The following is an 11,444-nucleotide window of genomic DNA, read 5'->3' as shown; positions in this document are numbered from 1 at the left end:
CACCCTTGAATTAATGCACTCAAACTGCATTTACACAGAATTATTTACAGGCTCCCTAAGACCGCGGCAACTAAAGCAATCACTAGAAAGATAATAGAATATTGAAGCATTTTTTTCTCCTCTTTTAATTTAGAACACTATACTTAAACCTAATAAAATTGCTAATATAGTTAGAATGCTTAATATTATGAAAATAAAGAAGAATATTTTAGCTATCTTAGAGGTGCCAGACTCTATTCCTTTAAATCCCAACAATCCTGCAATTAAAGATATAACTAAAAACACACATGCAAGATAAAGCATTTTTTGTCCTTAATGAATTAACCATAAACAACTTAGGTTACTTGATTCACAGTTTAAAGTAGTGAAATAAATTAAATACGAGAAACTTACTGATTTAGAGGTCAGATATATCTTACAGCCATGGCGAATTCCATTAAACATTTTCTAGATAAACTATATGCTGGCTATGTAATTGTTGGTGCCAAATCAATTATTTTTTTGAGTTTAGCGCTAATTATTGCCACAATTACCATTTACTTGAGCAATAGTTGGATTCTAAAAACTATCTCGCAAGATACGCAAATCAGAGATATAAGAACGATTATTGTTGATCTAACTCAGTTCAAAAGTAATCTATACCAAGCCGAAAGTGCCCAACGTGGGTACATCATCACTCAGAAATTGTACTATCTACAGTTTTATAAACAGGCAATTCAAGGCGCAAGATCTAATATTTCTGAGTTAGAAAAATTTATATTAAGTATGGATGGCGTTAAATCACCCGACCAAAAATTAATAGAAAGTTTTAAAGTCACCTTGGAAGCTAAAGTGACTGAAATGAATATTACAATTGATTTAGTTAAGTCTGGACAAACAGACATGGCAATTAATGTAACTCGATTGGATAAAGGTTTGTATCAGGCGAATAAAATTAATCTTCTGATGGATAGTGTGCTCAACTATTATGATAAGTTATTAAAAGAAGCATTTAATGAGCGCACTAAAACAAGAGAGATAGCTCAAAAGGCTGTGTTTATAGTCCCTTTATTTATCATGTTATTGGTTTCAATGGTTATCCGTCAGCTCTTACTGGAGTTAGCAAACAAAAATAAAACTCAATTAGCTTTATCAGAAATCAATATTATTAATCAGCAAAGGCTTGATGAACAAAGGAATATGTTGTCTGAATTAGCTTTAAGTAATCTGGCAGATGTGGAAAGAGAGCGTCGGCATATTGCTAGGGAACTTCATGATGAGCTTGGCTCTATACTCACTGCAACAAAAATGGATCTTAGCTGGGTGATTAAGGCGCTCAAAGATAGCCAACCTTTAGTAGTAGATAAGCTAAAAAATACCAGTCGTTATATTGATAAAGGTATTTCTTTTAAACGAGAACTTGTCCAAAGTCTTCATCCTCCCATGATTTCATCATTTGGATTTTGGCCAGCTTTAAAGAATATGATTGACGACGCCGCAGAGCGTAATGAGTGGGAGTTTGAGCTAGTCTTACCTCCAGATGATGTGGTGCTCGACGAAACCATTGCGCTAGTGGCATATAGAGTTATTCAAGAAACATTAAATAATTGCAGTAAATACGCCAAGGCTAAAAAAGTCTCAGTATTTGTCATATGTGACTCCATTAACCTTAAAATTGAGATTCAAGACGATGGCGTAGGTTTTGATGTATCCAACTTGCAGACCTCTACCAGACATGGCATTAAAGGTATGAGCCATCGTGTACAAGGTATTGGCGGAGTATTTACCATCACTAGTAGTGCTGATGGTGGAGTCAATAGTCTTATCATTATTCCTCTCAAGAATTATAAAGGTTAAGCTCTGTTTTCAAAAAAGCTTGCCGCAGAATTTAGTCAGTCTCCCCATTCACATAGGTTTGATTCACTCACCCTCAAGTCTAAATAAGTAATTTAGATTAAAAATGCATTTATTTAGGGAATCGTACAGACCTGTGTTTTAGTAATATCCAGTATTCCGAATAGAGTAATACTTCGTATTGCTCTATTTCGTGTACTTTATTACTTAAGGAGCACTTGCGGATGCTAAGTAAAGTTGAGTATTTAAACCTACAGAGTTTATAACGCGCTAAAACAGAGATTAGTCTCATATTTTTACATAAGTAGCGCATTGTTGAAGATACTCCTCGCAAGGATTTTTTTAATTCCATCATTGTTGTAAATAAACAATTTTAGCTTTTGCTGTATAAGAATTCTGCAGTTGAACATACTGCCACCTCTTCGACTCAAGAAATTCTTTTCTTTTATTGTCAAAGGTAGCTCTAATTTTCTAGGGTTAGCTCAATCGACAATGTCAGAAGTATCCTACAAAAAATTTATCCATTTCTTACAAGCTTTTGGAAAAGATTCTGATTAAAAAACCCTAATCCGCTGGCGCAATATTACATTTCTGACTAAATAGGCGTAACTCACCATGGAGGCGAAATGTATGACAGCGCTAATAAAAAAAGAAACACCTCACTTTGATACGAGTTTGACGGGTAATAACTTGCTGGATAGTTTGCCGCCAGATGAGCTTGGTTTCTGGAAACCCTTTTTAAAACCAGTCTCTTTACCAATAGGTCATGTTATTTGCGAATCAGGCGGAAGACCTAAAAATATGTTTTTCCCAACAACTGCGATTGTTTCATTTATGTATATGAATGAAGACGGTAAATCTTCTGAGGTTCTCACTGTAGGACAAGAAGGCGTGGTTGGAGTTTCTCTGTTTTTATCTAACCGATCAATGATCAATCAGGCAGTGGTTGAAACAGCGGGGCAAGGTTATATGTTGGATGCAGGTTTGATTAAATTGGCATTTGAACGTAACGCAATGCTTAAAATGCTTTTAAAGTATTCTCAAGAAATGATTACGCAACTAATTCAAAATTCTATCAGCCAACGACATTTGTCGGTACAGCAACAATTAAGTCGTCGCTTGTTGTTGGGATTAGATAGAACTAATTCTACACAGTTAGCGTTAACTCATGAAAAGCTCGCCAATATTCTGGGTGTGCGTCGTGAAAGCATCACGCAGGCGGCCATGAAGTTACAACAGTGTGGCGCAATTAGTTATATACGAGGTCATTTAACTGTACTTGATCGTCGAATTTTAGAGAAGAGCTGCCATATTTGACTTAATTTATTCCCTTATTCAGAGGTGATTAATACCTCTCAATGAATTATAAGCTTGAATAATTTAAGACATATGTTTGCTTACACACAGAAACGGGCAACTGGAAATGCAATACTTGGCTTTCATTCAATATGAAATAGCTAATTATTGCAACTTTAAAAAACGAGTGGAGAAAAGATGAGCAATGATCAAGTATTACCAGTAACAAATTCTAACAACAGTGCAATTTCTTGGGCTGCAATTTTTGCTGGGGCGACAGTTGCTGCAGCTTTATCGCTTATATTGCTGTTATTAGGCGCAGGCTTAGGTTTGTCTTCAGTTTCGCCTTGGGGATATAAAGGCGTTAGCGCCTCTACTTTCGGCATATCTACTATTGTTTGGATAACCGTCACACAAATTCTAGCCGCTGGTATGGGTGGATTTCTCGCAGGAAGGCTCCGAACTAAGTGGATGGATACTCATGTTGACGAAGTTTATTTCCGCGACACCGCACACGGGTTTTTAGTGTGGGCGGTTGCTACACTTGCGACTGCAACCTTGCTAGCTTCTGTTGTCGGAAGCATAGTGAGTGGCGGTGTACAGAGCACTGCTAATATGGTTGGAGGAGCGATGGGTGCGGCAACTAGCACTGCTGTCGGTCATATGGGAAAAACTGATATGGGGAATGATACAATTGATGGAGCGATGGGCTATTTCGTTGACTCTATGTTCCGGAAAAATTCCAGCGTTACATCGGCAGCAAATGATCAAAATAGACAAAGAAGCATCCAAAATAATGCGAAAGAGGGATCATTACAGTCTTCACAAATGGCTGAAGTTAATCGCATTTTAATCAATTCAATCGATAAAAAGGCATTACCACCAATAGATCTTACTTATTTAGGTCAACTAGTATCCAAACACACTGGCTTGAGTCACGCTGAGGCTGAAAAACGTGTTAATGATATTTTTAGCAATATTCAAACAAAGAAACAAAGTGCAGAAATGGCGGCGAAGACCGCTGCAGACAAGGCACGCAAAGCTACAGTTTATGCAACTTTATGGCTATTCATATCATTACTTATGGGTGCCTTTTCCGCGAGTCTTGCAGCAACTTGGGGCGGTCGGTGTCGTGATGCTTAATCCGTTACAAGTCCGTGACACTTTTTCATAACTTTAAACACATCTTACTTTAATAATTTCAATTTTAAGGAGACAACCATGCGTTCATTATTACTATTATTTCTGGGTATTCCAATTCCCTTAATTATTCTGATTGCCTTGTTCGTGCATTAGCGATAATTGCGACCCTAGTGAATTTAGCCTGAGCAATCAGGCTATTTTTTTGAGCCATATGTCCTCGAAGTTGTACAAAACATAACTATATTCCCGAATGATTCATCAGGCCAAATAAAATTTTTAGATATATATACTTTAGATTCACATCGCTTTATAAATCTCAACACAAAGATTAATGTTTTTTTAGTCGGGTTAAGGTTTCGTTACATAGAACATCCTGATGGGTATCCTTGACTTTACCAGGGTCAAGAAAAGGAATAATAGCGGCAAGAGGGTTAATTATACCTAATAAAACCGCCCCTACAGCACGCGCACCAATGGGGGCAATATCTGGAGAGATGTTTGGATTAAGAAAAGTACCCGTTATCTCAAGCGGGGATCGCACAGTTAAAGGTGAGAAGTTTTTAGGTTCTGCTGTCATCTTTAAATCTAGTTTTTCTTCACCCATATTGATATTGCCATTTAATACGATGGTGGTGACAGGGGTGTCAACTAATGCAACATTTGATTTCATAATGCCATTATTCGCCTTAAAATTCATCACTGCACATTGCATTTTTATATGTTGATCACCTTTTATCAAAAGACCGAGCGCTTGTGCAATATCTAAGCCCGCAGCTTCAACAACCAAGTGTGAAATTTCACCTTTACGAATGTAAAATGAAAGATCGCCATTAAGAGAGCGTAGCAGTTGCGCAGTAGAATTGCCTTTACCTTTAAGCTTAGCTTCGCCATTTAAAAGGCCAGTGACATAAGCAAGAGAGTTCTCTGATTGATTCTTTTTAGTAGCTTCTTTTTTCCGAGCGTCCGATATGGTTATCCACTTTTCGAGGTTGATATTTTTAACGGCTAAGTAAATTCCCCAGTCAGCCTTTATTCGTTCTAGATTTTTCTCCTGCTGAGGATTAGCTAATTCTTTTTGTTCGTGAGCATCAATAAATATTTCGCCAGAAATATTGCCTTGCGCAGTTCTAGCATCAATTTTAGCCAAAGATAACTTGTTTTTATTTAGGTTTAAACTCGCTTTTAGAGGCGCAATGGGCGCTTTAAAAGCTTTACCTAAATCGACATAATCAATGTTAACGCTTATCTCGGCATTCATACGGTTGTAAGTAGCAAAATCCAGAGGTTGGTCAGGAAATATACGACCTCTTTTGCTCGAGTTCTTATCATCACTACCGAAAGCTGGCGCTAGATCTACTAGGTAAAAACGTTTTCCTGCCAATTGACCCTTCAATAATGACCTTTCTGGTCTAGTATCGTATTCAAACTTACCGTTTAAATCACTCTGCCCAACCCGCGCCGATGCCACATCGATAAGCCATACGTATTGACTTCTCTCGATTTTTCCATTGATTTTGAAAGATTTAGTATGAGGCAGCGTTATGCTAAGTAGGTCGCCAAGTTCACCCAGTGAAGGTCCATGAGTGGATAATTTACCTTTGATATTTTGCTCGCCGAAAAGATCATCGACTGAACCTTCAAAATCAGCATGTACTTTTCCGTAATCAAGCCAGCCTTTTGAAGAGGCGGGTGGGGTGTTTTTATCTTGAGAAGCAATAGGCAAAAATCCCTGAGTGGTTAACTCCGCTTTAAGTTTACGCTCACGAAACTCTCCTTTTAAGGCTACTTTTGAGGTGGGGGTCGCATTTCCCTGACCTTCATTAGTATTAAAATCAATCACTAAGTCAGCTTTGGTCAGACGATCATCCACATGAGCCTGTCCTTTTCTTATCACCAGTGTATTAATCACAGGAAAAGGGCGGATAGCGTCTTGTTCTTTTTTATTAAACTGCCATGTAGATTTACCATTTAAATACCTACTTAAATGGGCATCTAACTGTTCTGCCTTTATAGACTTAATGACATAAGGATCGCCAGGTTTAATGCCCCATAAATCGCTATAACGCAATTTGAGTTCAAGATCTTTTGCGGTAGCAAGAGATGGCACTTCAAATTCGGGTGGCGCGGAGATGCTAAAACCTGCGGCTTGAAGCTTTAAACCACCAATTAGTTTTAGCTTGAATGGGCTATCAATCTTAACGGTACGTTCTAGCTTGTTTTGCAAGAATTGCGCTAAAGGCTGCCTGAGGAATGGCCAACCTATGACTTCACAAAAAGCCACTATAAGAATGAGCGCTAAAACTATTGCGCTGAAAATTTTAGTCTTGGTGCCAGTGAGTTTGTTGAGTGTAAGCATGTCTTGTCTTCTCTTAACTGTTTAGCCTTTACATGAGTTCAACCTAATTAGAGTTGAGTTTAAATTTATAGTGCAACTATAACAACCGACAAGCTGCATTTAGCTTTACTATTTTAAGCAATTACTAAGAGCTAATTCGCCATTGCAAAGATGCTTTTCGCAAGGAATAACTACTTACGATTCAACACCTCATTGCATTGCGCTGCTAACTGCTCTAGCACCACTTGAACTGCCCCATTAGCTGCTACAACTCCACCATAAGGATTGTCACTTTTAGCCGTGACGACTGCATCTATTTCGCGTGCTAATATGACTTCATGCTTTGTGTTGTCAATTAATGTAATCAAAAGAGTGAACCTCTCACTGCTTTGTGGGCTGAAAAAATCCTGTTGTAATCTTATTATCTTAGTGTCTAAGGAATATCGGCTTTTTGCAGAATTAGGACTAAGCGTCACAGTGCTAAATAAACTGTTAGCTTTTAGAGTATTAAGAACCAATGGCGTTAACATGCGCGCTGGTGTATCGACCCACTGACTATGCGCAAAATACTCTAGCTTATATGGCACTCGGCTATACACCATTCGAGTGCTGGTAAAACCCGCTACTGCGGTGCTTGGATTAACCACCAATGTTGCTTGGGCTAATTTGTTTATAGTTGCCTTAGCTTGATCTTTTGATGAGCTAGATTCATTTTGAGTGGCTAATTTATTCCCATCCAATAGATAAAATGATGGCAGTTCAGTCGCTTTAGGAATTAGCTGACTACAACCACTCATATAGGCGGAGGCCATTATCAAACAACTTATTAAAAGACCTTTTTTCATAGGTAATGTACTTTTTTTCATGGTTTTTGTTCTTTTCTAGAAGATTCGCCAGGTCCTTCAGGCACTGGGCTGGGTCCAGCGATAAAGCCAGCAGGGTTACGTTCAGTTTGTTCACTTAATCCTCTTAATGATGTGGAAAGATCATTAAGCTCCGTAATCAAGTGGCGTATTTCGGGCGTAGTTTCAGAGATAAATTCGTGCGCATCATTGCCTACCATTTTGGCTGCTGAACCTACTTCACGACTAGCATTAGCCGTATCGTTTGCCATCAACTGAACCGCTTTTACACTTTTTTCTACATCAAGCAATAAAGAATCTAGTTTTTTACTTGCCTGATCAGCATTAGCAAATGTACTCGCCGCATGTTTAATGCCAGTATCTATGCTGTCTTTTCTTAGCGCAATTGTATGAGCCACAGTTGAAATATCAGTTAATGCACTGGAAAATGCCTTCACATTTTCCGGGCTATTAATACCATCAAAGCTACCAGAAAGATGATCCAACTTGGTGGCTACGGTAGATAATAAATTTTCTAAACGAGTACTCAATGAAGGAATCATTTTTATTTCAGGATAAGGGGCGCCACCGATTGCCACTAGTAACGGCGAGTCCGTCGCTCCTCCGCTTAACTCAACATAAGCAATCCCTGTTAAACCTTGCGTTTTTAAAGTCGCCAAGGTATCTTTTTTAATCATTGTTCCATTCATGATTGCCAGCAGAAGTCTCACTCGCTGCGGATTGACTGGATCAAGCGAAATATTGCTCACTCTGCCGACCTCAACGCCGTTATATTTCACTAATGCATTAATACTAAGTCCGGCTACAGATTCGTCGGCAATCGCTAAGTAAGTATCATAGTTTTTTTGGTTAATACCACCCGAAGCAATCCACAGTATGCCCGCAATTAACATGGCACCTAGAATAAGCACAAATGCTCCTACTAGCGCGTAATTTACTTTATTTTCGATGATAGCCTCTTTCTGCTTGGTTAGCGTATTGCGCTTTAAATGTGGAGTTCAGATATTTTCTGCTCTTGCGCATAAGCAGATCTGCCGCGTTTGCCATCAAAAAATTGTCTCACACTCTCAACTTTAGAAACCGAAAGTTCAAGCATTGATCCCAAGGCTTCAACTTTAGTATTTGCAAGTACTGCAACACGGTCAGAGACTTGCCATAAAGTATCTAAATCATGAGTCACCATTAAGATTGTTAGCCCGAACATGTCTCTAAGTTTTAGAATGAGTGTGTCAATCTCACCCGCACTTATTGGGTCTAGCCCTGAAGTTGGCTCGTCCAGAAAAAGTAAATCTGGATCTAATGCTAACGCGCGTGCAAGAGAGGCGCGCTTTAGCATTCCGCCGCTAAGCTCAGAGGGATATTGCCCATAAACACCTGATTGCAACCCGACCATAGAGAGTTTCCATTCAGCAAGTTCATTGATCAAACTATCTGGTAAGTCTGTATGTTCGCGCAAAGGTAGCCCAACATTTTCTTGTATGGTCAATGAGCCAAATAAACCCCCATGTTGAAACATCACGCCCCAATGTTGCCTAAGAGATTGGCCTTGCGCTTCGGTGATGTTAGTTAAATCAACACCATGTACCTTAATTTTCCCTGAATCAGGACGATGCAAAAGCATCATCTCGCGTAGCAAGGTCGATTTGCCAGAGCCACTGCCGCCAATGAGTGCAAAAATCTCCGCGCGCTTAACTTCTAAACTCACATTGTCATGTACCTTATGTTGCCCAAAACTTGTGGAAACATTGCTAACTTCAATAATGATTTCTTGTGATGGCATATAAGTTAAATTTTAAGAATACTAAACAAGACAGAAAATAGTGCATCTGCCACGATCACCAGAAAAATTGACTGCACGACACTACGCGTGGTTTGACGACCGACACTGTCTGCCCCACCGTGGGTACGAAAACCCTGAAAACAACCAATCATCGTGATAATGATGGCAAAGACAAAGGCTTTGCCAAGGCCAACCGTGTAGGTGGTCATCTCAACTGCTTTGACTAACCTACCGATAAAATCTACAAAGCTCACATCAAGCTGCGTTTTCGCAGTGAGCATGCCGCCAAAAATGCCTAGCATATCTGCCCATACAGTTAGTAGTGGTAAGGAAATAACCATGCCAATTAACTTTGGTAAAACCAACATCTCCATTGGTACGATACCTAGTACGCGCATCGCATCAATCTCTTCGGTGACCGACATTGTGCCAATTTGTGCGGCATAGGCAGAACCTGAACGACCAGCAATAATTACGGCAGCAATGAGCGGTGCGAATTCACGCAACATTGAAATGCCAATGAGATCTACTACAAAAATATTGGCCCCGTAGTTCCTTAACTGATCCGCACTTTGATAAGCAACCACAACGCCAAGCAAAAATGCAAGCACGCCTACGATAGGAATTGCGTTAAACCCAGCCTCACGAATATTATATAAAATCGGGCGCCATCTAATGCGTGAAGGGTTAATAATGCTAGCCACTATCATTAAAGAGACTTCACCAACGAAACTTAGTAAATCTTTAGCCTCTTTTAAAGCTTTAGTGGCAGTAATACCAATCTGCTCTAGCCAGCTTGGAGGTGTTATCTTAATATCACGTGAAGCATTTGCATGGCGGTTAAATTCATGAGCAACAATTTCAAGACGCTCAGCAAACTCAGGTTTAAAGCCCTTGTAAGTGATAGTTTTGCCTTGGGTGGATAAGCGATTTAATACTGAGTGCATTACCCAAGCTCCCGACATATCGAGCGCTTCTATTTCAGACCCATCAGCAATAATGTTTAACTCCGCAATCCTAGGCATGCCATGAATTTTTTCAGCCATATCGAATAGCTTTGACGTCACCCATGCGCCAGAAAACGCTAGATTAGGCAATGCATTCATTGAAAATGCAGCTGCATTCATAGGCATAAGTTTCATTGGTAAGAATGTAGTAAATTCCCTAGAAATGGTCTGTACGTTACCGAACAATCACAATTAGACCAACTGGTAAGTTACAGTTAATCTGGCGAGCTTTATGAGTTTAAGCACAAGGCGAGGAAATAGGGAAGGATTTATTGAGTTACCTTAGAATTATGCTTTAGAATTATGCGGTTTAGAATTCTTTAAGCTCCCAAATCGTAAGGCGTATTGTTGAGTAAATTCAGCGCCTAAAAATAAAATCTGAGCTGAATAATATACCCAAAGCAAAATCGCAATCACTGAACCAGCGGCACCAAAGCTTGAAGCAACAGCGCTTGTGCCGATATATAGGCCAATGAGGTATTTACCAAGTGTGAATAGAAGGGCGGTAAACATTGACCCAATGGCGACATCTTTCCAAGATAGCTGCTGATCAGGCAACATTTTATAAATTACAGCAAACAAGCTAGTAATAACGCAGAATGAAAATAATGCCGCCAATGTGTTAAATAAAATTGCCGAATTTCCCCAAATGCCACCAATATAATGCTCTAAAACGCTTAGCACAGCACTTACCACTAAGGAAATTAAGAGCAAAAAAGTTAAGACTAATACTATGCCAAAGGACAATAGGCGGGTTCTTAATAAGATACTCATCGGGTTGTTTTTCGATGCAGTTACCCCCCAAATTTCGTCTAAAGTACCTTTTAATTCAGCAAATACAGTGGTGGCACCTATCATTAAAAGCACTATAGCGACTACTGTAGTTAATTGCCCACTTTCAGGGTCGCGAGCAGCGGCTAATATTGCTTGAATAGCGACAGCGCCATTGTGCCCCACTAAACTTTCTATTTGATGAATGATTTGGCCTTGAGCTGCAGCGTCACCAAAGAATAAGCCACTGATTGCAATGCTAAGTATTAAAATTGGAGCAAGCGAGAATAGTGCATAGAACGCAAGAGCGGCACCTTTACTGGCGCCGCGGTGATCTAACCAAGAGTTAAACGAGTCTATAAATACTTTAACAAACGCCTTAAGAAATTTCATCTTATCTGTATAGCCTTTGCTTT

General features: G+C 39.4%; 10 protein-coding genes. 3 read left to right on the top strand and 7 right to left on the bottom strand.

The window, feature by feature from the left end:
• Nucleotides 1-129: 129 nt before the first annotated feature.
• Complete coding sequence (locus PSV17_RS13880) at nucleotides 130-303, bottom strand: DUF1328 family protein (RefSeq protein ID WP_300483741.1); 174 nt, start codon at nucleotides 301-303, stop codon at nucleotides 130-132.
• A 120-nt stretch (nucleotides 304-423) separates the two neighbouring features.
• On the opposite strand from PSV17_RS13880, the gene PSV17_RS13875 reads away from it, so the two are divergent.
• The 3 genes from PSV17_RS13875 to PSV17_RS13865 all read left to right on the top strand — a co-directional run bounded on the left by PSV17_RS13875 (nucleotide 424) and on the right by PSV17_RS13865 (nucleotide 4,272).
• Complete coding sequence (locus PSV17_RS13875) at nucleotides 424-1,836, top strand: CHASE3 domain-containing protein (RefSeq protein WP_300483739.1); 1,413 nt, start codon at nucleotides 424-426, stop codon at nucleotides 1,834-1,836.
• A 627-nt stretch (nucleotides 1,837-2,463) separates the two neighbouring features.
• Nucleotides 2,464-3,150: a Crp/Fnr family transcriptional regulator gene (locus PSV17_RS13870; protein ID WP_300483737.1), complete on the top strand. Its 687-nt coding sequence runs from the start codon at nucleotides 2,464-2,466 to the stop codon at nucleotides 3,148-3,150.
• Nucleotides 3,151-3,327: 177 nt separating this feature from the next.
• The gene (locus PSV17_RS13865; protein WP_300483735.1) at nucleotides 3,328-4,272 is read left to right on the top strand and encodes a hypothetical protein; all 945 of its coding nucleotides are present in this window, start codon (nucleotides 3,328-3,330) and stop codon (nucleotides 4,270-4,272) included.
• Nucleotides 4,273-4,600: 328 nt separating this feature from the next.
• On the opposite strand, the gene PSV17_RS13860 is transcribed toward PSV17_RS13865, so the two are convergent.
• The 6 genes from PSV17_RS13860 to PSV17_RS13835 all read right to left on the bottom strand — a co-directional run.
• Nucleotides 4,601-6,628: an AsmA family protein gene (locus PSV17_RS13860; protein ID WP_300483734.1), complete on the bottom strand. Its 2,028-nt coding sequence runs from the start codon at nucleotides 6,626-6,628 to the stop codon at nucleotides 4,601-4,603.
• Between the two features lie 170 nt (nucleotides 6,629-6,798).
• Nucleotides 6,799-7,473: an ABC-type transport auxiliary lipoprotein family protein gene (locus tag PSV17_RS13855; protein WP_300483733.1), complete on the bottom strand. Its 675-nt coding sequence runs from the start codon at nucleotides 7,471-7,473 to the stop codon at nucleotides 6,799-6,801.
• Entirely contained in the window at nucleotides 7,470-8,381 is a 912-nt protein-coding gene (locus PSV17_RS13850; protein ID WP_300483731.1) for an MlaD family protein, read from the bottom strand. The genes PSV17_RS13855 and PSV17_RS13850 overlap by 4 nt, the downstream gene beginning before the upstream one ends.
• 74 nt (nucleotides 8,382-8,455) lie before the next feature.
• A complete protein-coding gene (locus PSV17_RS13845) occupies nucleotides 8,456-9,250 on the bottom strand; it encodes an ATP-binding cassette domain-containing protein (protein ID WP_300483729.1) in 795 nt (264 codons plus the stop codon).
• Between the two features lie 5 nt (nucleotides 9,251-9,255).
• Nucleotides 9,256-10,383, bottom strand: a complete 1,128-nt coding sequence (locus PSV17_RS13840; protein ID WP_300483726.1) for an ABC transporter permease — start codon at nucleotides 10,381-10,383, stop codon at nucleotides 9,256-9,258.
• A 162-nt stretch (nucleotides 10,384-10,545) separates the two neighbouring features.
• Nucleotides 10,546-11,444, bottom strand: an 899-nt coding sequence (locus tag PSV17_RS13835; protein WP_366910723.1) for a YihY/virulence factor BrkB family protein, incomplete at its 5' end; no start/stop codon positions are given.

The sequence above is a fragment of the Methylotenera sp. genome (assembly GCF_029946165.1).
Classification (GTDB): domain Bacteria; phylum Pseudomonadota; class Gammaproteobacteria; order Burkholderiales; family Methylophilaceae; genus Methylotenera.
The sequence above is the reverse complement of the archived record's forward strand: the minus strand, read 5'-3'. Positions and strand labels throughout refer to the sequence as shown.